We start from the raw sequence: 21,226 nt of genomic DNA on the forward strand, positions 1-21,226 counted from the left end.
TTGCGCCCGGGCGGGTTTTTGCCGTCATCAGGGCTAGCGGCTGGAGTATGGGGAGACGGTCTAACCCCGGTCTGCCCCGAAATGATCCGGACGGCCGTTCGGACCGACCAGTCCATAGAAAAGCAGGCTGGTCAATTCTTTGATCAAACGCTGGTTTTTTTCTTTATCCATAGACAGATCGATTTTCGTTCTCGCCTCGTTAAGAAGATTCAGGTAGAGCAAGAAGGTTTCGGCCGACACGTCTTTGTTGATGTATCCCTCCCGTTGTCCTCCCTCAAAGAAATCCATCATCTGGGGGAGATACCGCTTATAAATCTCTTCCGTCATGGCTAAGATTTCCGGACTGCTGGACATCATCGTCCTTAAAAATTCGGGATCGACCTTATTTGCAAAATCCGCCGTCTCGAAGATCATCTTCTCGATTTTCTCCAAAAAAGGCAGATCGCTGCGGAGCATGCGAAGTCGCTCCTCCCAAGCCTCCTCCAGCATTTCGGTTACGACTTTGGCGAATAGCTCGTCTTTCGTGCCGTAATAATTGTAAATCGTTACGGGCGAAACGCCGGCTTGCTTCGCGATTTCAGCTAGGCTGACTTTGTCTAAACCGTAAGCCGTAAACAACTCTACGGCGGCGCGTTTGACTTTCTCTCTCTTCAGCTCCGTGCGGCGTTGATATCCATTCATCGACGTAATTCACCTCTATGCCAAGAATACGTTAAGTTTTGTATATTTTCAACTCAATTCATTCAAAACACCTTGACTTCCTCCATCAATCAATGTACATTATGAATGAAATGAATATATATTATTCAAAACAATAAATGAGAGGTGTCCTTCAAAATGAGCATTCGCATGGAAGGATTGACGAAGAGATTTTCCAACGGGAAAGGGATTTTCGACCTGACCTTTTCCGTTAAAAAAGGAGAAGTTCTGGGGTATTTAGGGCCAAACGGTGCCGGTAAATCGACGACCATCCGCCATTTGATGGGTTTCTACAAGCCGGACCGGGGAAAGGCTACGATCGACGGCTTGGATTGCATGCGGCAGAGCGCGGAAGTGATGAAGAAGGTGGGTTATCTCCCCGGGGAAATCTCCTTCCCGGACGGCATGAACGGATTGCAAGTGCTTGAATTGCTGGGAGGGATGCGCGGGATGAAGGGGACGGGCCGGCGCGATCAATTGATCAAGCGGTTTCAGCTCGATGTGAGGACCCCCATCCGCTTTCCTGCAAATCAATTTGCTCGGATTTTTGTTGTTTTTCGTCATCAGCGGTTACGCGTTCCTGTTCTCCTGCCTGCTGAACGACAGTAAACGTACGTTGGCGGCTTCCGGGTTGCTGTCCGTCTTCTTCTTCATCGCTCGACTCGTGGCGAATATGAGCGGGGAGATGGAATGGTTGCGCGGATTGACGGTGTTGAGCGTTTTTGAGCCGATCCCAATCGCCACCAGCTCGTACGATGTTCTCCCGGCAGCTTTGGGTCTTGGAGCGGCGGGGCTGGTGCTGTACGGAGCGGCCGTATGGATTTTTGCAAAAAGGGATTTGCCGTTATAAAGGAAGAACGTTGACTGTACGCCTTATAAGCTTATCGGATGCCCATAGTTATCTATGGGTATCTTTTTTTGTCGTAATCCTTTCGTAAGACTTTCCTAAGGGTTTCGCAAGCGGTACGTTCTTGGATGGTTAGCATTGTTCGTTAAGATAATAGGCGAACGAGTCCCAATAACGAAAGGAAGATGAGTATGAAAAAAATTGGAGTGCTCCTGCTGCTTGGAGCCATGCTGACGTTAGCGGCTTGCGGGGCCAAGAACGACATGAACAAGGAGAACATGAACGATGGAGCCAATGCCTCGACAGAAATGAGCGGTACCGCCGGGAATAGTGAGATGAAGGATGGGAATATGAGCGACCAGGAGATGACCAATCAAGAGATGACCGACAGCGAGACGGGGAAATAACGACAAAGTCGTATCCTAGCCAACATCGCGATATAATGTGACATATAACACAGGAAAGACTTTCCACGAGCCAGGGGGCCGAGCGGTTGAGCGCCAAAATTGTAGTTGCCGACGATGAACAAAATATTACGGATGTCTGCCGCCGTTATCTGGAACGGGAGGGCTGGACGGTTTGGGTTGCCTCAGACGGGGAGGAGGCGCTGCGTCACTGGGAAGAGCATCATCCCGATTTGCTCGTGCTCGATCTCATGATGCCGAAGCTTGGCGGTTTGGAGGTATGTGACCGGATTCGGCAGCAGGAGGATACGCCAATCATCATGTTGACGGCCCGCGGAGAGGAAGCGGACCGTCTGCTGGGCCTAACCATGGGGGCCGACGATTACCTGACGAAACCGTTTAGTCCACGCGAGCTGGTGTTGCGCATCAAGAATATTCTGCGGCGGACCGGCGTTCAAACGGGAGCAGCGGCAGCGGTAGCATCCCGGAAGCCCGCCAGTGAAGAAGGAGACGGGCCGGCGATTATGTTCGACGGCCTGGAGATTTTTCCGCAGGAACGGCGGGTCTTAATCCGGGGAGCGGAAGCGGATTTGACGATGAAGGAATTCGATCTTCTGCACCTGCTCGCGAAGCACCCGGGGAAGGTGTTCTCGCGCAGCCAGCTGCTGAACCAGGTGTGGGATGTGGCTTATGACGGCGATACGACGACGGTGACGGTTCATATCCGTAGGCTGCGGGAGAAAATCGAAGCCAACCCGTCCGCCCCGGCCTGGATCAAAACGGTATGGGGGATCGGCTACAAGCTGGAAGCGAGGGGGCAGGAGCGATGAAGCTGCGGACGTATCTCCTGCTGGCCAACCTTGTCAGCATCGCGATGATCATCCTGCTGCTGGTGGCTTTTTATCGATATATGCTGCTGAACAGGGAGCAGTTTGTCTGGTTGACGCTCGCCTCGATCGGTGCGGGTCTGGCGTCGGCGCTGCTGCATTTCGTGCTGGTGCGTCCGCTGGAAGCCTCGGTCAAGCGAGTCGGCGATGGGGCAAAGCGTATTGCCGAAGGCGATTTGAAGGCCCGGGTCGAGTACACGGGGTTGAAGGAGTTCCGGCAATTGGCCGATCAGTTCAATCGCATGGGCGACAGCCTCGAGTCCAGCTTCAAGCAGGTGTCGGCGGCGGAATCCGCCCAACGCGAACTGGTCGCCAACATGGCCCATGACTTGAGAACGCCGCTGGCTTCGGTTCAGTCCTACGTCGAGGCGCTGGAGGACGGCGTCATTCAGGACGAGGCCGCGTTCCGGCGATATTTGGCCACCATTCGGACCGAAACGGTGCGGCTCGGGGAGCTGATCCAGGATTTATTCGAGCTGTCGACGCTGGAATCAGCAAGGCGGGAAACGGAGGAGTTCCGGATATCGATTGCGGAAAACGTTCTCGTCGAGCTGCTGCCGCGTTTAGCCAAGCCGTGCGCAGCCAAGTCGCTGCAGTTGAAGGTGAAGTTGCCCGATCGTCCGCTTAAACTTCGGATGGCGCCCCGGCACTTGGAGCGGGTGCTGCAAAATCTGCTGGAAAATGCGGTAAGGCATTCCCCGCAAGGCGGGACGATTTCGTGCACGGCGATGGAGACCCTCGGCGGTCCGGCGGACAGGAGGATTCGGTTTGCGATTGCCGATCAAGGACCGGGCGTTCCCCTTGATGAGAGGGGGCGAATCTTCGAACGGTTTTACCGCTCCGATCGTTCCCGCAGCCGGGATGGCGGAGGTGCCGGACTGGGGCTCTCCATCGCGAAGCGGCTGGTCGAGCAATACGGCGGAGAGATCGGCATGGATGAAGCGGAGACGGGGGGCAGCTCGTTTTGGTTCACGGTGGCGGAGGCTGGCGATGGCAGGCATACCAAGAGGGACTCAACGAATGAGGAGGCGATGGTGGAATGAAAGGAATGCTGGAGCGCCTGCGCAAGGGTTATGGTCGAAAACTCGTCGCCTTGCATGCCTGGAACGGCTGGATCGTCGTAATCTTAGCCCTGACGGGGCTGCTGCTGGTCGGCGGGTTCTGGCGCGGTTTGCTGGGCGAGGGCCGGGTTTGGCTGAAATGGCTTCATATTGCGGTAGGCGTCGTTTCGATCCTCCCTGTCGTTTATTACTTGGCGTTAGCGGGGAAGCACTGGAAGCAGCTGCGGCAGAAGCCCTGGCAGCGATTTAACGTTATCGTGGTCCTCGCCTTGCTGTTGGGCTGGTTTGGTTCGGGCGTGCTGCTGTGGCAGTTTAAGGCGGTGGGGCCGAGGGTGTCCAATGCGGCGCTGACCGTGCATGATTTATTGACCTGGATCGGTCTGCCGTATGTCATCTTTCACTCCTTGACCCGGACGAAATGGCTGAAAGAACCGGCCCGAAGGTCGATCAAACCCGAGGTTCACCCTGCCGCCGCAGGCAAGGAGACGGAGGCAAAGGCAGATGCAGGTGCAGGGGAAAAACAACACCAGGGCCCATCGTCTCCCCAGCCGGTCTATACCCGCCGGGCGTTTATCCGCGGGGCGATCGGGGTAGGGCTGGCGGTGACGGTCGGACCAACCTTTCTTAAATGGTTGGGCAACTCTCTCGGCAATGTCGGTGGAACGCGATCAGTTGACCGGCTGTTGGAGGAGAATGCCAACCGGCTGGTTCCGAACCCGGTGCCGCTGCCGGCCTCCGCACAGGTCGTCGGCGGCGGGGCGCAGGGACATTTTCGCGTTTATACAGTAACGGATATTCCTTCGTTCTCCAATGAGAACTGGTCGTTTACGATCGACGGACTGGTGAGCAACAAATTCAAGTGGAGCTGGGAGGACTTCCTCAAGCTGGAGCGGACGGTGCAGGTCAGCGATTTTCATTGCGTGACGGGCTGGTCGGTGTACAAAAATACCTGGGAAGGGATCCCGCTTCGGGTATTGCTCAAGAAAGCCGGCGTGAAACCGGGTGCCCAAACGGTGAAATTCTATTCGGGGGACGGCGTCTACACCGATACGCTGACCCTGGAGCAGGCGGACATGGAGGATGTCATGGTCGCGGTGTTGCACGATGGCAAACCGATTCCGAGCGATTTAGGCGGTCCCGTTCGACTGATCGTGCCCAAAATGTACGCCTACAAGTCGGTGAAGTGGCTGACGCGAGTCGAGCTGATCGAAGGCGAGCATGTCGGATATTGGGAGCAGCGGGGCTACTCCAACGATGCATGGGTAGGACTTAGCTGATAGATCGTATAGTAAAAAGAAGCCGGATACTCCTTTCAGGGGGCCGACTTTCATTGATTTCATCTATCCGTACCTACTTTTGAGGATTATCCCGTTGCATCAGGCAACAGCCTCACTCTCGATCCTCCCAATTCTGAACGAAAGGGATAATCATGCAAAGGAGGTGCGAGAAGATACTATTCGCTCCGTCATTGACAATGATAATCATTATCAATTATACTTCGGTTATCAAGTCACCCCGCTGGGAAGGAGTTGGAGGGATTGGGCAAAATCATCATCGTCTATGCCAGCTTGACCGGGAATACGGAGGAAATGGCCGAACTGATCGCCGAGGGCGTCCGCAGCGCCGGAGCCGTCGCGGATTTGAAAATGGTGGAGGATTGCAACGCCGTTCGCCTGCTGGAATATGACGCCTGCTTGTTGGGGGCGTATACCTGGGGGGACGGGGAGCTTCCCGACGAATTTGCCGATTTCGTGGATGAAATGAAGGAGCTGAATCTGGCAGGGATCCGGGCTGCCGTATTCGGCAGCGGAGATACCTCCTACCGCCTGTATTGCGCAGCTGTGGACGAATTGGAGCAGCGGCTTCGTGAATTCGGGGCGGTCATCGTCCAACCGCCTTTGAAGGTGGAATACGGCCCAAGTCCCGAGGAGAAGGTATTGTGCCGGGAATACGGGGCAAGCTTCGCGCATAGCTTGGGAGCGCTGCACCGGCCATGACGAAGCAGATTCTTGATTATGAGCTGGAAGAGTGGCTACGTTCGCTTATGGCGGTCTCGACCGGTCCGGCGGAGGCGGGCGGCCAAACGGGCGGCGGGCCTCCAATCACCTGGCAGCAGCGCGTGCAATATGCCGTTGGCCACGCCATCAACGATTATTTCACGCTCCTCCCGGCGGTCCGATTGCACACACCGATCCAGGTGCTGCTGAACCGGCGTTGGCCGCGGAATCAGAGCGATTTTCCAGACGCGTTGTTCTACTGGCAGGTTTACAACCGGATGGTATCGGAATTGACTTTGATTACGGGGACGAGGATTTACGATTATCCGGTGGCCTTATATGAGAAATGGGGAACGTACGCGGCTGGGCTTGACCTGCATTTGTCCGTCATTTTTCAAACGGTATGGCAGCAGCGGGGGAATCCGAACCGGGTCACGGTACAGAAATTCCTGGTGGAGGAGAATGAGTCCCTAGCGCAAGCTTTTGTCCATATGGCCAACGTGTTTTGGCATAGCGCTTTCGGACGTCCGCCCGGTGTTATCGAGGTATATACTTTACTGGAAGGCCGGAGGCAGGCGGTTCCCGGAGAAGCACTCGACCTTCAGGAATCGTTAGACTATGTGTGGTTATTGCAGGAAGCTTGGAATGGCGAATGCCGCCATCGGGAGAGGGAGGAACCTGGCGGCGGAGAAGCCAAGCGCAACGGAGGCTGCGAACCGTGGAGGCTGGGCGTATCCTGAACTTTACCCCGGACAAACGCAAAGGCTGTTGGAGCAACAACCCCGCGATGCGGGGTTGTTTTTGTGCGGCCGAACAATTTTTGGGAACGGCGCTTTATGTTCCGGCCTCGGACGGCTACAATAACAGAAAAGAGAGAACGCGACAAGGAGTGCGAGAGCCATGAACATCCAGGAACTAAGGGAGCACCGCCAATACCCTGACAATATCGGACACGAGAATAACCGCGCCACCTTCGAACGCGACTATTCGCGGTTGATCCATTCCCCGACCTTTCGCCGGTTGCAAGGGAAATCGCAAGTGTTTGGAGCTGGCACGGGCGATTATTACCGGACCCGGCTGACGCATTCGCTGGAGGTCGCGCAAATTGCCCGGGAAGCGGCGCGAAGCCTGCTGCGCGCCTATCCGGAGCTGGCGGTCGATCGAGCCGGGCACCCGGGTTTGGTGATCGATCCGGAGGTGGTGGAATGCGCCGCGATTTGCCATGATTTCGGGCATCCTCCGTTTGGGCACAAGGGCGAAGAGGTGCTGGACCAAATTTTGGAGAAGCTGATCGAGGAGAAGGTGCGGACGGCCCTGAAAGGCAAACAACCGACTCCGGAGGAAGAGCAACAGACGCGGGAGTCGCTCCGGCGTAAATACGAGCATTTCGAAGGCAACGCCCACAACTTCCGGCTGATGATGTTCCTCGAGAAGCGGGAAAACATCGACGGCTTGAACTTATCCGATGCGGTGCTGCTGGGGACGAACAAATATCCTTACCCGGGAACGATCAACAAGAAGGGGTTATATCTGCACGAATGGGAATATATCTCCTCCATCCGCGATCGTTGGGGCATTCCGGAGGGCAAGAAGACGTTCGAAGCTCAGCTGATGGATCTTTGCGACGACATCGCCTATTCGGCCCATGATCTTGAAGACGGCATTAAGGCGGGGAAAATCGAGGTACACGAGCACTTCCTCAAGGATTCGCATATCCAGCGGCTGATCGTCGAGAAGATCATGACTTTGGAGGATTCGTTCTGGGCAGGATGGATGCCGGACAAGATTCAGGTCAAGGTGGCGGAGGTGCTGGACGACTTCCTGCGCATTTGGAACGCCAAAATGCCGATTTGTGATCATGACTACTCCCGCACGCGCAGGGAGGTAAAGGCCTATTGGGTCAGCTTATTCGTCGGCAGTCTGGGGGTCATCGACGACGGCGATTGGCAGAAGGTCACGTTCATGAAGGACGGGCAGGAGGACAAGGATATGCTGCGGACGGTGAGCGTGCTGAAGAGTTTCGCTTGGGTCACGATGATCCGGGATTTGCGGGTACAGCGGCTGCAGAAGCGCAGCGCTTGGGTAATCAAGCGGCTGTGGGACGCCTTCGTCGATCCGGAGACGAGCAAATCGATCATTCCCGGCGATTGGCTGCGCAGGTTTGACCGGGATCAGGCGAAGCCGAACCCGATCTGGACCTGGGAGCATATGATCATCGACTATATTGCCGGGATGACGGACGCCTACGCGGAAAAGATCTACAACGAGCTGTACGGACTCAAGGTCGGCACGATTTACGATTTGGATTAAAAACGGCGAAACGGACCGGCGAAGGCCGGTCCGTTTTAGCTTAGTAAGAGAATTATAATGGCGGGTTGGCGTGACACTTGCGGCACACCGGATAATACGACTCGTTACCGCCGATTTGGATCTGCTCGCCGGTATAGACGGGTTTGCCGTTCTCCACCCGCAGGTTCATCGTCGCCTTCCGCGCGCAGAACCAGCAGATCGTCTTCATTTCCTCGATTTTATCGGCATAAATCAGCAGCAGGCGGCTGCCCTCGAACAGCTGGTTTTGGAAATCGTTCTTCAGCCCGAAAGCCATGACGGGAATGTCCAGCTCGTCGACGATCCGGACCAGTTGCTTGATGCTGTCCTCGCCGAGGAACTGGCATTCGTCCACTAATACGCAGTACAGGCGGGGCGTATGATTTTTGACGATATCGAAAAGGTTCGTATCCGGGAAAATAGGAATGGCCTGCCGGCGCAACCCGATTCGCGAGGAGACAAAGCCAACTTCATCGCGATTATCGATCGCTGAGGTGAAAAGCAACACGGGTTTGTTCTGTTCTTCATAATTGTGGGCAACTTTCAATATTTCGATGGACTTGCCGCTGTTCATTGCTCCGTATTTGTAAAATAACTGTGCCAAACGATGACGTCCCCTTCTGTTAGTTCTATCGCAACCATGATGCTTTTTATTCTAGCATATTTCGCTCCGGTTGTTGGATAGGCAAGCGCGAAATTTGGAGAAAGTCATCGCCTAGCGACGGCTCGACGAGCCAACTGGCGGATGGCTTCGCTAAGCGGCTGGTTCACAGGGTACACGCTTTCCAAAAAGTCCAATATTTGCAGTGCCGATTCGGGGAGCCGGACATACCCTTGCAACATATCCGGGAGCTGTTCGGCCAATCCGGGGAAGCGGCTTTCTGCCCGCCGCTCATTGCCAAACGGATCGGGGAAGTGATCCACCTCCGGTTCCAGTAGGTGCTGCACGCTAAGAATGGAGTTGATGGCGTACACCTGGACGAACCGGAACGCCGATAGCTTCTCGCCTCGTATATAACGCCCCAAGCCGACATACAGATTGGTTAGCGCTTCGTTCAGCGCAAAATCAACCGATTCGTTTCGGACTGGCGGAATCCGGCTGGTATTGGCGAGGGGAACCTTCAGCTCTGCGGCCGCGGAACTTCTCCAGACCACTCGCCCCCCGGCATAAGAAGCCTCCTTTAGCTCATGCTCTTCGAATACGGCAAATTCGGCGTAAATGCCGTCTTGAAACAGGATTTTATAACCAACGGGCGCATTCATGAAGGAATAGCACAGCGGGTGGGCCTCCTCCAGCCAGTCGAGTCTGCGGATGAATCGTTCTTTGCTTCCGGGGGCGACTAGCAGGAAGAAATCCAAGTCCGAAAATTCGTCGAGCCGGGCCGTCTCCGCCCCGATGGAACCCAGGCCAAGCAAAAGTAGCGCATCTTCCCGTTTCTCCAAAGCGGTACCGATCTCATCCAAACGGAGCAGCAGCTTATCCTTCGATTGCATAGACTAACAACCTCCTAATAGGCATGCAAAAAGGGTCCAACCTAACGCTTCCGCGAGGTTGAACCCTAAGGTTACATGGCCTTCATTTTGAGAAAAACATACCATGTGCGTTTCGATTCCGTCAAGACCAGGCACAGAGGTTACATGGCCGCTTCTGCCACCCGGCTCTGAGCCTTGCGGATTTGCATCGCCATGATCGCGGCCACGAAGCAGACGAATCCGGCGATCACGAACGCTTGGGAGTAGCTTCCCAGCCAATCGCGCAGGACGCCCGCGCCGTAGGCGGCCGTGGAGGCGCCGATCTGGTGGGCGACGACGACCCAGCCGAAGATCATGCCGGATTTCTCTTTCCCGAACGTCTCGCCCGCCAGCTTGGCGGTCGGCGGAACGGTGGCGATCCAATCGAGGCCGTAGAAAACGGAAAACACGACGAGCATGGCCGGAGACGCCGAGCTGAGCGCAAACGGCAGGAATAGCAGGGAGAGCCCGCGCAGGCCGTAGTACCAGAACAGCAGCTTGCGGCTGTCGAAACGGTCCGACAACCAGCCGGAGATGGTCGTGCCGAACAAATCGAAGACGCCCATCATCGCGAGAAGCCCGGCGGCGGCTACCTCCAGCATGCCATGGTCGCCGCAGGCGGCGATGAGATGCGTACCGATGAGGCCGTTCGTCGAAAAGCCGCAGAAGAAAAAGGTGCCGGCCAGCAGCCAAAACGTCGGGTGTTTCATCGCCAGCCGCAAATTTTGCAGCGGTGCGATCAGGATGTTGCCTCGGAAGGGCTCCGGTTTGACCAGCTCGGTTGCGCCATATGGAGCGGCACCTACTTCGTAGGGGTGATTGCGCATCCAGATCGCGACGGCGACCAGGACGACGGCAATGCTAGCGACGGCGATATAAACGGCGTATCGCCAGCCGAAGTCCGTCGTCAGCTTGGCGAACAGCGGCAGAAACAGCAGCTGTCCGGTCGCCGCGCTGGCGGTGAGCAGCCCGATGATCAGGCCCTTCCGCTTGACGAACCACTGATTGCTGACCGTGACGCCCAAGACGTTGGCCATCATCCCGGTGGCCAAGCCCGACACCAGGCCCCATAGCAGCTCGAATTGCCATAAGGCATGGATGAACGGGGTCATCGCCAGGCTTAGCCCAAGCACGGACAACGAGCAGATCAGTACCTTCCGGAAGCCAAAGCGCAGTAACATAGAAGCCGAGAAGGGCCCGACCAGGCCGTACAGAAATATTCCGACGGAGATGACGCTCGAGATGCTGCCCCGGCTCCAGCCAAATTCGTCTTGAAAAGGAATAAGCAACACGCTTGGCAAAGAACGGATGCCCGCCGAGACGAGCAAGGTGGCAAACGTAAGCAGGACGATGATCCAGCCGTAAAAGAAACGTGATTTGGGCCTGATTTCAGGCGAAAGGTTCATCTCATTCATTTAGGTTTCTCCCTTATATATAATTTTGTTTGTACATACAAATATAATCGGAGCAAGGAACGACGGATTTACCGTTCCAATTGCTCGCTGGCCAGCTCTTGCTGGGACGTAAGCAGATCGGCCAATTCCTCGCCAAGCACGGCGACATACGAGGTTTTCAGTTTTTTGGAAGCCTCGCGAAGGGAGGGCTCGAGGGCGCGGCCTTTATCGGTAGGGTAGACCAGCACGGTTTTCCCTTGGACCTGCCGTTCAACCAGGCCCTTGGCCTGCAGCTTATCGATAAAGCGCGTCAAGGTGGACGGCGTAATGTACAGCTTCTCGGACAACTCCTTCTGCGTGATGCCGGGTTTGACGATGACCAGGCGAATCAAATAGCCATAGGCGGGAGCCAGCCCCGTCGTCGCAAACGCATCTTCGGCGATCCGCGTGATCGCCCGGCTCAGACGGTTGGTGGTAAAGTACATGCAGCTATGCAGGAAAGCGTCGTCGGCTTCCGTTGCGTCGGCCGCGGTTTTGGGTTCGTTAGACACGGGAAAAGCCTCCTTAGGATGATCAGACGCACGTTCATTTTTTGTGTTTTATTTTGTATGTACAACGAATATATCGGATCGGCGCCGTGCTGTCAATCCCTAATCAGGCGGAACGAAAGCTTAACTAGCCCGCTTCGGCAGGTGTATAATGGGAATGGGCATAATGCCCAATGAAGGGAGAGGTGGAAATGTCCGTCCATACGGAGAAATCGCTGCCTAGAAAAAGCCTGAAGGAGCTGGGGATCTCGGCTCGGAACTTGATCGGTTTTTTGGAATATTTGAAAGCGCATTCTATTGAAGTGCATAGCTTGATGCTGGTGCGGCACGGGCATGTCGCGGCGGAAGGCTGGTGGGCGCCTTACGGGCCTGATCTGCCGCATATGTTGTTTTCGCTCAGCAAAAGCTTCACCTCCTCCGCCATCGGGATGGCCGTGCAGGAAGGCAAGCTGAGCGTGGACGATCCGGTCGTTTCCTTCTTTCCGGAGGACGTGCCGGAGGAAATTTCGCCGAATCTGGCCGCCATGCAAATTAAGCATTTACTGATGATGGGCACGGGCCATGCCTTGGATACGATGGATCCGCTCGCCAGAGCGAAGGACGGGAACTGGGTTCGGGCGTTCTTGGAACTGCCCGTAGAGCACGAGCCGGGGACGTTCTTCGTATACAACACCGGAGCCACCTTTATGCTGTCCGCCATCCTGCAGAAAGCTACCGGGGAAACGCTGCTGCAGTATTTGCAGCCGCGCCTGTTCGAGCCGCTTGGCATCGTGAATCCAACTTGGGAGAGCTGTCCGCGCGGCATCAATACCGGGGGATTCGGGCTCAAGGTGACGACCGAGGATATCGCCAAATTCGGTCAACTCTACTTGCAGAAGGGTCTGTGGCAGGGTCAGCGGCTGCTGGAGGAGAGCTGGGTCGATGCCGCTACCTCCAAGCAGATCTCCAACGGAGACGGCGGCGACAGCGATTGGGCCCAGGGCTACGGTTATCAGTTCTGGCGCTGCCGTCACGGGGTTTACCGGGGCGACGGAGCGTTTGGACAATTCTGCATCGTCCTGCCGGAGCAGCAGGCGGTGCTCGCCATGACGTCGGGCACCAATGACCTGCAGGGGGTGCTGAACGGGGTGTGGGAACACCTGCTAGGCGCTTTTGCCGAAGGGAACGGAGGCATGGCTGAAGAAGATGAGGCGGCAGAGAAAGAACTGCGGCATTTTCTGGAGGGCTTGTATTTGGAGCCGCCTCGGATCCAGCCTGACTCGGAGCGGGAAGGGGAGTTCGACGGTGCAAAGAGCTGCCTGCTCGAACCCAACGCCCTGGAGCTGCAAAGCACGAGAATCGATATTCACGGAGATACGGCCGTGCTGGACATCCGGGACAAACGCGGCGAACACCGGGTTGAACTGGGGCGGCAGGCCTGGCGATTGGGGCGGACGACGTTGTTCGAGGAGGAGGAGCAAATCGCGGCTTCCTTCACCTGGAAGTCGCCGGAGACGCTGCTTGTAAGCATCCAGCGGATCGAGACGCCGTTCCGGTTAAGCATCGAAATCGAACTGCTCGAGGAAGGCGTAGAAATCCGTAATGCCGTGAACGTTTCCTTCGGGCAGCCGGCTATGGTTCCAATCCGGGGGCATCTCCAGTAACGGCCGGGCTATTTACCTAGGGAACGCCCGGCTAGCAGCCGGTTCACCAACTCGCTCATGCCTTCCCATGAATCCTTCATGAGGAATTGCTCCTGAATCGGGGCGTTCCACGGGCGGGGGATTCCGATGGTTAGCCTTCCCGCTTCCTTGGCGGGCAGAAGATTATGCGGCCCGTCATCGATCAACAGGTCGAAGTCCAGCAGCGTTTTCCGTTTGGCGACGAAAAAGTTCTCGAACGGGATAAACGGCATCCAGCGCTGCAGCCAGTTCCATTTCTCCGGAACCGACGAAGGTCTGGCGGCCGTTACGATGATGACATCGTGTTCCTGCGTCATCTTGCGTACTTCTTCTACGGTATGTTCATCAAAGATCTCCAGCTCCTCATACAAGCCGGGGCGTCCAAAGAATAAGTCCTCGTTGCATTCGGGATGCCAAATCCCCGTCATGTCGAAGCTGATCATCTGATCCATGGTCAACTGGCGGTCGGGGAACTGCAAATTATGATAGTGGATGGCCTTTGGCACGAGGTGACAAAGCGTATCGTCCATGTCGATGGCTACGATGTTTTTGCGCATAATGGGTATTTCTCCTGATCGAAGTTTGGATTGAGATGTATGACTTATTCTAACATATCAGAAAAGTGCAGCTTTAGGGTATAGCGCGGCTCCAAGAAAAAAGACCCGGCTCCGTTTTCGGCGGAGCCGGGTCTTCTGCATGAACCACGGCTGGCGGTTTATGGCTTGACTTCATCCCGCCAGAAATGGACAGGCTGCCATCCGAGCAGTTGCTTGGCCTTCTCGTTGCTGAGCAATGTTTCATGCGCCTCTAGCGGCGCTCGGAAATCGCTGACGCCCGGGTAACGGGCGGCCATCAGCTCCCGGCTGCGAATCGCCATGCTGGAGTCGTCCGCGGCGATGTTCAGCGCCACCGCACCTAGGCCATCCGCTTCGACGGCTAACCGGCATGCGGCCGCCGCGTCGCGCGTGTCGATGTAGCTCCACAAGATACGTTCCCGTTCGGCCGAGTCGTGAATGAAGGACGGGAACGAGGCGTAACGTTCCGGCGGAATCACGTTGCCCAACCGAAGCGACACGATCTGCATTCCGCTCCGGCGGTGGAACATATCCGCGGTCAGCTCGTTCACCACTTTGGACAACCCGTAGCTGTCCTCCGGGAGCTGCGGGTGCGCTTCATCCACCGGCACATACTTAGGGGCGGGGGGATGTACGGCAAAAACGATTCCGTAGGAGGATTCGCTGGAGGCGATCACCGCCTTACGGATGCCAAGCCCCTCCGCAGCTTGCAAAATGTTGTACGTAGACATGACGTTATTGCGGAAGGTGACCTCCGGCGTGCGGATATGCGCGGCCGGAATCGCGGCCAGATGAACGACCGCGTCCGCGCCGGAAAGCGCGCTGTAACATTCGCCGAGCTGCTCCAGATCAACGATCAACGACGGGCAGACCGGGTCATCCGAAGGCCGGACGTCCACGTTCAGCACGTTATAGCCGCGTTCGACGAACTCACGTACGACGTGGCGTCCCAACATTCCGCTTCCCCCGGTAACAACGACTTTAGCCATGGCTGCTTCGTCTCCTTCTTATTTCAGAATTTCTTCGATCCGCGTCAGCACGTCCTCGCTAAGCTTGATGCCGGAAGCTTTGGCGTTCTCGGTTACTTGCTCCGGACGGCTGGCTCCAACAAGCGCGCTTGCGACGTTGCTTTGACGCAGGATCCAGGCCAAGGCCAGGTTGCCGACGCTGATACCGAGCTCGGCGGCAATGCCCTCCAGCTGCTTCACCTTTGCGATGTTCTCTTCCGTAATTCCCTTGCGCACCCAATCCAGCTTAGCGGCACGGCTATCTTGCGGAATGTCGGAAGCCGACGTGTATTTGCCGGTCAGCAGGCCTTGAGCCAACGGGGAGAAGACGACTTGGCCGATCCCGGAACGTTCGCTGACCGGAATCACTTCATTTTCGATGTAGCGATTGAACATGTTATAGACCGGCTGGTTAACCACGATGCGATCCAGCAGGTAACGATCGGCCAAGCCGACCGCTTCCGCGATTTGCGAGGCTTGCCACTCGCTGACGCCGGCGTACAGGATTTTGCCCTGGCGGATCAGGTCGTCGATCGTGCGCAACGTTTCGTAAAGCGGCGTCTCCGGATCGTGACGGTGGCAGTAAAAGATATCGATATATTCATGATCGAGACGCTTCAGGCTCGCGTGCACCTGCTCCATGACGTGTTTGCGCGACAAACCGCGGTCGTTCGGACCTTCGCCCATCGGCCAGAACGCTTTTGTAGCGAGGACATAGGATTCCCGGGGGTAAGCTTTGAGCGCTTTGCCTACCAGTTCTTCCGCAGCGCCTTTTTCGTATACATTGGCGGTGTCGAAGAAGTTGATCCCCAGATCGTAAGCCGTTTTGATCGATTTCTCCGCGTTTTCGCGTTCAACGTACCCGCCGTAGGTCAGCCAGCTGCCCAAGCTGATTTCGCTTACTTTGAGGCCGCTGCCTCCCAGTCTTCTATATTCCATGTGTCATCATCCTCCTGAACATTTGTGTTGGAACCATTTTCATTCTATTAAAGTTCATATACAATTTAAAGAAGTGAAAACTCCTTCACTTAATTATAGCCATGATACTTGCTATACATAATATAGCTGTATTTATAGAGGAGGTTTGATGGATGACCACCATCCGCAAGGCAAGCAATTACGTGCCGAAAACGCCAGAGCATATTGAATGCAATATCGAGAAAACGCTGGATGTACTCGGAGGAAAATGGGCGTTCCTCGTCATACGGGAGCTGTTTGGCGGAACGCTCCGTTTCGGGGAGCTGCAGCGCCGAATTCCCCAGGTGAGTCCGCGCGCGTTAACCAGTACGCTGCGCCATCTGGAGGAGAAAGGAGTGCTGGAGCGGACGGTTTACCCGACCGTTCCCGTAACGGTTGAATATACGCTCACGCCGAAGGGCATGGATCTCCATGTCATCTGCCATGAGATGAAGGTTTGGGCTGCGCGGTGGACCTGACGAATTGGGGTCGGGGGGCCATGCTTAGGCTGATCGGCAGAAGCATCCGCGATTTCCGCAAGTTTTCCGCCAAGCTGTTGTTTTTCCAATTGCTTTATATGCTTGTCACGAGCGTCGTTATCCTTCCGGTCACCACGTTGCTGTTCAACCGCGTTCTCCGGGTGGTCGGCTCCGGCTCTTTGCTTAACGGCGATGTGTATCGGATCGGGCTCAGCTATAAAGGCGTGGCGGGGCTGATTCTCATCGGGCTGGTCGCTTCCTTTACGCTGCTGATCGAATTGCTGGTGCTGATTGTGCTGATTCAACAGCGCTTTTTCGGCAAGGAGATCGCCATTTCGGATGCGGTGCTAACCGTGCTGCGCAAGACGCCAAAGCTGCTCGGGTTCGGCGTGTTCCAACTGCTGCTGCTGTTGCTGCTTCTGATCCCGTTTATCGATTCGCCGCTGTCGGCCTCATTTTACGCGTTGTTTAACGTGCCGATCTTCTTGAATAATCGGGTGCTGGATGCCTCTTTTACCATGACCGCTGCTTACATCCTGCTGCTCGCGGTGTTGCTGTATACCTTGCTTCGGTGGATCTTCGTCCTGCATTGCATCGTACTGGAGGACATGAATCTGCGGCAGGCGGTGCGCCAGAGCCATGCCCTGACGCAAGGCCGGCGTTGGCGGCTGTTCGGTTCGCTGCTCCTGCTTAACGCCGGGATCGTCGCGGCAACCTCTGCGGTAGTGTCCGCGCTTGGGCGCATCCCTTCCTGGCTGGATCTCGATGTGCTCGCACTCGTGTCCCAGCACTATTCGCTGACGATTTCGACCGTGCTGGCTTACTTGTTGGAGCTTCTGCTGCTGCCGATCAACCTGTTCGTGCTGACGAGGCTTTATTACGCGTTTGGCCGTTTAAGATGGATTCGGGCAAAGGATCAGCTTCATGTTAGCCGCAGCGGGATTGGCCGCTTGGAGAACCGGATCGTCGCCTGGTGGAAGGGGCTTAGGTGGAAGTGGACCGCTTATGCCTCCGGGGCGGCCATCTACATTGCCTTGGCGGTGTTCATCGGCTTGCAGGCGAATGACAGCTTGGTTTACGCCAAATGGAACGTACAAATCGCGGTGCATCGCGGGGATACGTCGAAAGCCCCGGAGAATTCGCTGCCCGCCCTGAACTCCGCGATCGACAAAGGCATTCAGTTCGCCGAGTTGGATGTGCAGATGACCAAGGACGGCGTTGCCGTGCTAAACCACGATTCCGATCTGAGACGGATGACGGGATTACGAAAGCGAATCGCCGATATGAACTTCGCGGAGGTGCGGCAGTTATCCATCGGCATAGACCCGAACGGCTATCCGGTACATATTCCGCCGTTGTCCATCGTGCTTGCCGAGGCGCAGGGCCGCATCAAGCTGCTGCTGGACCTGAAGCCCAACGGCTCCTCCAGCGAGGCGCTGGCGGAAGAGGTCGTTCGACTCATCCGAGAAGCTGGAGCCGAGGATGAAGTGAGAGTGCAGTCCTTCGACGCCGAGGCGCTCAACCGGATCCGAGAGTTGGCCCCCGAGATTCGAATCGGGAGAATTTTATATTTTGCGCTTGGGGATTTATCGAAGCTCGACGTCGATTTCTATACGATCGAGCAGGTGATGTTAACCGATTTCTTCGTGAGCCAAGCGCATGCCGACGGGCGCGAGGTATGGGTCTGGACGGTCAATGCCAGACGGGACATGAAGGAAGTTCTCAAGTACCCGATCGATGGCATGATCACCGATGCTCCCGAGACGGCGCAATCCTTGGTGGAGGTTGATTTGTAACACGACCGACGGAGACGGAACATAAAAAAATCGTCATCCCTTTATGGGATGACGATTTTGCATTTCTGCCTAGAGCGCTTGGGATGCTTGGGCCAGCAAAGAGGAGAGCAGGGCGTAGTCCGGAGCGGCTCCTTCCTTGAATTTGATCCACTTGCGTTCCGGCGGTCCCTCGAAGCCTTTCGGAACCTCTAACCCTTCGGCGTTCATGATCATGAAGGCAATCGCGTCCTTCGACGGCGAAATCACCGCTGCGTAATGGCCGTTCTTCAGGAAATGCGGCTTCTTATACTGAATTCGCTCTTCCACCGACGGAATGGTTTGGTGAACCATCTCCCTCAGTTGATGGGAGATCTCAATTTGCCAAGGAGCCCCCAATTGGTCAATAAAGGTGGTAACCTCTTCATTCATTGTCTTTGATCAACTCCCCGCCGTAAAATTTTTCCATAAAGGGAATATACCATGGCAGGAATATACTTGTAAAGGTATTTAAAATTTTGCTTATTCTTTGCCTGTCGCGATGGGGTTCTCGGGATAAGAGATCCAATCGCTCCAGCTGCCGGCGTACAGCTTGACCTGCGGGTAGCCGAGCCGATGGAGGGCGAGCACGTTCGGGCAAGCGCTCACGCCGGAGCCGCAGTAGACGATGGCCTCGCGGCCTTCGTCTAGTGCGGCGATGACCGGCGCCAGCTGCTCGCGCAGCTCGCCGTCGTTCTTCCAGGAGCCGTTATCGTCCAGCACCTGCTTCCAGAACCGGTTGATCGCCCCCGGGATATGGCCGGCTTTGACGTCCAGCGGCTCCTGCAGCCCGGCGTAGCGATCCGCGGCGCGCGAGTCCACCAGCAGCACGCCGGGATCGCCCAGCGCCCGGCGTATGTCCTCCACTCCGGCCAGCAGGTGCGGCCGGAGCGAGGGGGTGAAAGCGGCGGGGACGACGGTCCGCCGCTCGGCGGTCACGGGATAGCCGCCGGCTTGCCAGGCGGCGAATCCCTCGTCCATGACGCAGACGTCGTCATGGCCCAGCCAGCGCAGCAGCCACCATAGGCGGGAGGCGTTCAGGCCTCCCTGGTCGTCGTAGGCGACCACCCGGGTGGCGTTGCCGATGCCGGCGCGGGCGAAACGCGCGGCCAATGTGTCCGGGTCGGGCAGCGGATGACGCCCGCCGTGCGCGGTGATCGGTGCCGACAGGTCCTGTTCCAGGTCGAGATAGACGGCACCGGGAATGTGCGCGGCGTCGTAGGCCGCGCGCCCGGCCTCCGGCCGGCCCAGCTCGAAGCGGCAATCGACGATCACGAGATCCGGCTCATACAGGCGAGCCAGCAGCCATTGTTTCGAAACGATCGGATTCATGGGTTGTACCTCCAATTTAGGGATGGAATAAGGCCGTTTTCAGCTATGCGGCCAAGTTATCCCCAATGTAGCATAGGGGGGGAGCGGCGTAAAGAAACCAATTGAGCAACCGCCCTAACTCCGCTATAATGAAGTGGTTTGCAACAAGATTTAGCCGACAAAAATCAACGGAAAGCTGGGACTCTGACTTTGATGCATACCAACACCAAGTCCATGGGCAAATATGAGATTCTGTACGTGATCGGTATAATCGCCATCTCGTTTTCTTCCATTTTCATCCGCTGGTCCAACGCGGAAGTCTCGGTGATCGCGATGTACCGGATGTATTTGACGAACTTATTGATGCTGCCGCTGCTGTGGAGCTATCGGGGAGAGATCGCGCGCCTGACCCGTAAGCAATGGGGTCGCCTTTTGTTTTCCGGCTTAATGCTGGGGCTGCATTTCCTGCTATGGATGGGGTCGCTTCGTTTGACGACGGTAGCGAGCTCCACCGTCATTCTAACGCTGGAGCCGATCATCGTGATGTTCGGGTCGTTTTTCCTGTTCGGGGCCAAAATCAATAAAGCGATGATTCTCGGCGTTACGCTGGCATTAATCGGTTCGATCGCCATCGGCTCCGGGGATTTCGCCTTGTCCGGCCAGGCCGTTACCGGGGATCTGCTCTCTCTGCTCGGGACGGTGGCGGTGGCGATCCATATCCTGGTCGGCAAGCAGCTGCTGCAAACGATCAGTGCGTTTGTTTATAATTTTCTCGTGTTCGCGGTGGCAGGAACGTCGATGGCCGTTTATAACGTTGCCGCCGGCATCCGATTTTCGGGATACGAACCGCGCGAATGGGGGATTTTCTTGCTGCTGGCGATCGTGCCGACGTTATTCGGGCATTATTTGTTCAACTGGCTGATGAAATACCTCAGCGCTTCGGTCGTGTCGATGGCCGTTCTCGGCGAGCCGGTATTTGCTTCGCTGTTGGCTTGGATGCTGCTGAAGGAAAGCTTGACTCCGCTGCAGTTATGGGCGGGCGTGCTCATCCTATGCGGCGTGTGGATCTTTATTCGTTACGGCAAAGAGGCGCCCGCCGTGGCGCAGGACAACGCGAAGGTACTGGCGGCGGGGCAAGAGGGAAAGGCGAGTTAAGTCCGAGAGGGTGAGGGACGAGGCGGTTTTATTTTCTCAGCTCGAAAAATTGGCATTCCCGGCGCGGGTGGTAAGAGAGCTCGCTCACTCCGGCTTGGGTGATGATCGTGTCGTCCGTGAAGCGGATGACGATGCTGCCGTTGTCGATCATGTGATCGTCGCGGAAAACGCGGATGCGAAGCTTCCGGTCCAACGCCTCCTGAAAATCCAAATCGGTAAACAGTTCTCTAAGGGTAGGCATATCACTAAACTCCTTATTGGCTTAAGCTGGGGACAGCTAGCGAAATTTGGCTCTTGTTATTGTACCCGGAACGCTGCGGGTTGAAAAGAGAGAACGGTTGGGTAAACCTCGTTGCCCGACGTTTTGCACCATTGTCCCGTTTAATCAGGCCGCAGGCCGCAAGGCGCAGACAAACCCGGGAGAAGACAGAAGACAAGATGGGGCACATAAACCGAACGAACACGTAAGCAGATCGGGTAGTGGCCCTATGGGCAGCCCATGCTCCCTTATCAAAAGGGATAATCATGCAAAGAGCCTTGCAGACAGGCAAGCGCCAAATGGTTGAAGTTAGAAAAAAGTCGATCAGGAACCC

At 56.2% G+C, this 21,226-nt stretch carries 24 protein-coding genes and 1 pseudogene; 13 read left to right on the forward strand and 12 right to left on the reverse strand.

Going from position 1 to position 21,226, the window contains the following annotated elements; all coding sequences use genetic code 11:
- Window positions 1-60: 60 nt before the first annotated feature.
- Window positions 61-681: a TetR/AcrR family transcriptional regulator gene (locus tag MJ257_RS22210; RefSeq protein ID WP_240271299.1), complete on the reverse strand. Its 621-nt coding sequence runs from the start codon at window positions 679-681 to the stop codon at window positions 61-63.
- A 168-nt stretch (window positions 682-849) separates the two neighbouring features.
- Between MJ257_RS22210 and MJ257_RS22215 the strand changes: the two are divergent.
- From MJ257_RS22215 to MJ257_RS22255, 9 genes and pseudogenes are all read left to right on the forward strand, one after another.
- Window positions 850-1,218: pseudogene (locus tag MJ257_RS22215) on the forward strand (ATP-binding cassette domain-containing protein); the annotation flags it as partial.
- A 16-nt stretch (window positions 1,219-1,234) separates the two neighbouring features.
- Window positions 1,235-1,549, forward strand: a complete 315-nt coding sequence (locus MJ257_RS22220) for a hypothetical protein (protein ID WP_240271300.1) — start codon at window positions 1,235-1,237, stop codon at window positions 1,547-1,549.
- 188 nt (window positions 1,550-1,737) lie between these two features.
- A complete protein-coding gene (locus tag MJ257_RS22225) occupies window positions 1,738-1,953 on the forward strand; it encodes a hypothetical protein (RefSeq protein WP_240271301.1) in 216 nt (71 codons plus the stop codon).
- Window positions 1,954-2,039: 86 nt separating this feature from the next.
- The gene (locus tag MJ257_RS22230; protein ID WP_240271302.1) at window positions 2,040-2,780 is read left to right on the forward strand and encodes a response regulator transcription factor; all 741 of its coding nucleotides are present in this window, start codon (window positions 2,040-2,042) and stop codon (window positions 2,778-2,780) included.
- On the forward strand, window positions 2,777-3,880 hold the full coding sequence (locus tag MJ257_RS22235) for a sensor histidine kinase (RefSeq protein WP_240271303.1): 1,104 nt from the start codon (window positions 2,777-2,779) through the stop codon (window positions 3,878-3,880). The genes MJ257_RS22230 and MJ257_RS22235 overlap by 4 nt, the downstream gene beginning before the upstream one ends.
- On the forward strand, window positions 3,877-5,175 hold the full coding sequence (locus MJ257_RS22240) for a molybdopterin-dependent oxidoreductase (protein WP_240271304.1): 1,299 nt from the start codon (window positions 3,877-3,879) through the stop codon (window positions 5,173-5,175). Before MJ257_RS22235 ends, MJ257_RS22240 begins: the two co-directional genes overlap by 4 nt.
- Before the next feature lie 261 nt (window positions 5,176-5,436).
- A complete protein-coding gene (locus MJ257_RS22245; protein ID WP_240271305.1) occupies window positions 5,437-5,895 on the forward strand; it encodes a flavodoxin in 459 nt (152 codons plus the stop codon).
- On the forward strand, window positions 5,892-6,635 hold the full coding sequence (locus tag MJ257_RS22250) for a hypothetical protein (protein WP_240271306.1): 744 nt from the start codon (window positions 5,892-5,894) through the stop codon (window positions 6,633-6,635). Before MJ257_RS22245 ends, MJ257_RS22250 begins: the two co-directional genes overlap by 4 nt.
- A 160-nt stretch (window positions 6,636-6,795) precedes the next feature.
- Window positions 6,796-8,205, forward strand: a complete 1,410-nt coding sequence (locus MJ257_RS22255) for a deoxyguanosinetriphosphate triphosphohydrolase family protein (protein WP_240271307.1) — start codon at window positions 6,796-6,798, stop codon at window positions 8,203-8,205.
- A gap of 52 nt (window positions 8,206-8,257) precedes the next feature.
- Here MJ257_RS22255 and MJ257_RS22260 read toward each other — a convergent pair whose 3' ends face one another.
- The 4 genes from MJ257_RS22260 to MJ257_RS22275 all read right to left on the reverse strand — a co-directional run bounded on the left by MJ257_RS22260 (window position 8,258) and on the right by MJ257_RS22275 (window position 11,680).
- A complete protein-coding gene (locus tag MJ257_RS22260; protein ID WP_240271308.1) occupies window positions 8,258-8,827 on the reverse strand; it encodes a thymidine kinase in 570 nt (189 codons plus the stop codon).
- 104 nt (window positions 8,828-8,931) lie between these two features.
- A complete protein-coding gene (locus tag MJ257_RS22265) occupies window positions 8,932-9,717 on the reverse strand; it encodes a hypothetical protein (protein ID WP_240271309.1) in 786 nt (261 codons plus the stop codon).
- A 140-nt stretch (window positions 9,718-9,857) separates the two neighbouring features.
- Complete coding sequence (locus tag MJ257_RS22270) at window positions 9,858-11,150, reverse strand: MFS transporter (RefSeq protein ID WP_240271310.1); 1,293 nt, start codon at window positions 11,148-11,150, stop codon at window positions 9,858-9,860.
- Between the two features lie 68 nt (window positions 11,151-11,218).
- A complete protein-coding gene (locus tag MJ257_RS22275; protein ID WP_240271311.1) occupies window positions 11,219-11,680 on the reverse strand; it encodes a MarR family winged helix-turn-helix transcriptional regulator in 462 nt (153 codons plus the stop codon).
- Between the two features lie 188 nt (window positions 11,681-11,868).
- Here MJ257_RS22275 and MJ257_RS22280 point away from each other — a divergent pair, with 188 nt between their 5' ends.
- Complete coding sequence (locus tag MJ257_RS22280) at window positions 11,869-13,320, forward strand: serine hydrolase domain-containing protein (RefSeq protein ID WP_240271312.1); 1,452 nt, start codon at window positions 11,869-11,871, stop codon at window positions 13,318-13,320.
- A gap of 8 nt (window positions 13,321-13,328) precedes the next feature.
- On the opposite strand, the gene MJ257_RS22285 is transcribed toward MJ257_RS22280, so the two are convergent.
- The 3 genes from MJ257_RS22285 to MJ257_RS22295 all read right to left on the reverse strand — a co-directional run bounded on the left by MJ257_RS22285 (window position 13,329) and on the right by MJ257_RS22295 (window position 15,859).
- Window positions 13,329-13,895: a 5' nucleotidase, NT5C type gene (locus MJ257_RS22285; protein ID WP_240271313.1), complete on the reverse strand. Its 567-nt coding sequence runs from the start codon at window positions 13,893-13,895 to the stop codon at window positions 13,329-13,331.
- Window positions 13,896-14,053: 158 nt separating this feature from the next.
- Window positions 14,054-14,902, reverse strand: coding sequence for an NAD-dependent epimerase/dehydratase family protein (locus MJ257_RS22290; protein WP_240271314.1), 849 nt, complete (start codon window positions 14,900-14,902; stop codon window positions 14,054-14,056).
- Window positions 14,903-14,920: 18 nt separating this feature from the next.
- Window positions 14,921-15,859 carry an aldo/keto reductase family protein gene (locus MJ257_RS22295; RefSeq protein ID WP_240271315.1) on the reverse strand — a complete coding sequence of 313 codons (939 nt, stop codon included), beginning with the start codon at window positions 15,857-15,859 and terminating at the stop codon, window positions 14,921-14,923.
- A gap of 152 nt (window positions 15,860-16,011) precedes the next feature.
- Between MJ257_RS22295 and MJ257_RS22300 the strand changes: the two genes are divergently transcribed.
- Both MJ257_RS22300 and MJ257_RS22305 read left to right on the forward strand, forming a co-directional pair.
- On the forward strand, window positions 16,012-16,356 hold the full coding sequence (locus tag MJ257_RS22300; protein WP_240271316.1) for a winged helix-turn-helix transcriptional regulator: 345 nt from the start codon (window positions 16,012-16,014) through the stop codon (window positions 16,354-16,356).
- A gap of 20 nt (window positions 16,357-16,376) precedes the next feature.
- Window positions 16,377-18,152: a glycerophosphodiester phosphodiesterase gene (locus MJ257_RS22305; RefSeq protein ID WP_240271317.1), complete on the forward strand. Its 1,776-nt coding sequence runs from the start codon at window positions 16,377-16,379 to the stop codon at window positions 18,150-18,152.
- Window positions 18,153-18,221: 69 nt separating this feature from the next.
- On the opposite strand, the gene MJ257_RS22310 is transcribed toward MJ257_RS22305, so the two are convergent.
- Entirely contained in the window at window positions 18,222-18,560 is a 339-nt protein-coding gene (locus tag MJ257_RS22310; RefSeq protein WP_240271318.1) for a DUF1801 domain-containing protein, read from the reverse strand.
- 90 nt (window positions 18,561-18,650) lie between these two features.
- The gene (locus MJ257_RS22315) at window positions 18,651-19,499 is read right to left on the reverse strand and encodes a sulfurtransferase (protein WP_240271319.1); all 849 of its coding nucleotides are present in this window, start codon (window positions 19,497-19,499) and stop codon (window positions 18,651-18,653) included.
- Window positions 19,500-19,691: 192 nt separating this feature from the next.
- Between MJ257_RS22315 and MJ257_RS22320 the strand changes: the two genes are divergently transcribed.
- A complete protein-coding gene (locus MJ257_RS22320; RefSeq protein ID WP_240271320.1) occupies window positions 19,692-20,633 on the forward strand; it encodes a DMT family transporter in 942 nt (313 codons plus the stop codon).
- A 28-nt stretch (window positions 20,634-20,661) separates the two neighbouring features.
- Here MJ257_RS22320 and MJ257_RS22325 read toward each other — a convergent pair whose 3' ends face one another.
- Together MJ257_RS22325 and MJ257_RS22330 are read right to left on the reverse strand one after the other, a co-directional pair.
- Window positions 20,662-20,874 carry a hypothetical protein gene (locus MJ257_RS22325; protein ID WP_240271321.1) on the reverse strand — a complete coding sequence of 71 codons (213 nt, stop codon included), beginning with the start codon at window positions 20,872-20,874 and terminating at the stop codon, window positions 20,662-20,664.
- A 13-nt stretch (window positions 20,875-20,887) separates the two neighbouring features.
- On the reverse strand, window positions 20,888-21,226 hold a 339-nt coding region (locus MJ257_RS22330; RefSeq protein ID WP_240271322.1), incomplete at its 5' end, for a hypothetical protein.

This window comes from Paenibacillus timonensis (genome assembly GCF_022427145.1).
GTDB lineage: Bacteria > Bacillota > Bacilli > Paenibacillales > Paenibacillaceae > Fontibacillus > Fontibacillus timonensis.